Below are 697 nucleotides of genomic sequence, written 5' to 3'. Positions count from 1 at the left end.
AAAATGGACCCGTGGCTGGGAGCGATCAATGACAACATTGAGGCACTGCACCTGAACGATGAAAACCCGTCCGGGAGCATTCAATATGTGAAAGAGCGGGCCAACATTCAGTTCAAGGCAATGAACTACATCCGCGGGCGCAGTTTCCAGAAATCCCTGATCCTGATCGATGAAAGCCAGAACCTGACACCTCACCAGATGAAGGCGATCATTACCCGGGCCGGGGAAGGTTCCAAGGTGGTATGCCTGGGCAACCTGGCGCAAATCGATACGCCCTACCTGTCGCCAACCAGTTCCGGGTTGACCTACATGACCGAACGATTCAAACGGTTCGAGCATGGTGGCTCGGTGCAGCTGAACGGGGTGCCCAGGTCCAAGCTGGCGGAGTATGCGGAGTCGTTTCTCTAGCAGTTGATAGTTAACAGCTAAACCCCTCGCGGTTGTGTTGTGTTCCTTCGGAAACAAAAAGGCCGCGCCCATGGTTTGGGCGCGGCCTCTTAGGTTTCAAATCAAGTCTGTCTTTCTCGCGTAGCTGTCAACTATCAACTGTCAATTATCTTTTTACACGCCTCGGACTGATAGAAATCGTCCAATACCCATTCGATGAAGGGTTCCAGTACGCCTTGTTCAACCAGAACAGTGGCGCCCTGTGCCAAGGCCGGCGTGGCGAACTCGCGGATCCGCTCTTCGCTGATCT

General features: G+C 53.8%; 1 protein-coding gene. It reads left to right on the top strand.

Going from position 1 to position 697, the window contains the following annotated elements:
* Positions 1-408 (top strand): PhoH family protein (locus A3754_RS05675; protein WP_197468489.1); only part of this gene is annotated, 408 nt, incomplete at its 5' end.
* Positions 409-697 lie beyond the last annotated feature (289 nt).

This window comes from Alcanivorax sp. HI0083, from assembly GCF_001635175.1.
Note: the sequence above shows the minus strand (reverse complement) of the source record. Positions and strands in the feature narration are given on the sequence as shown.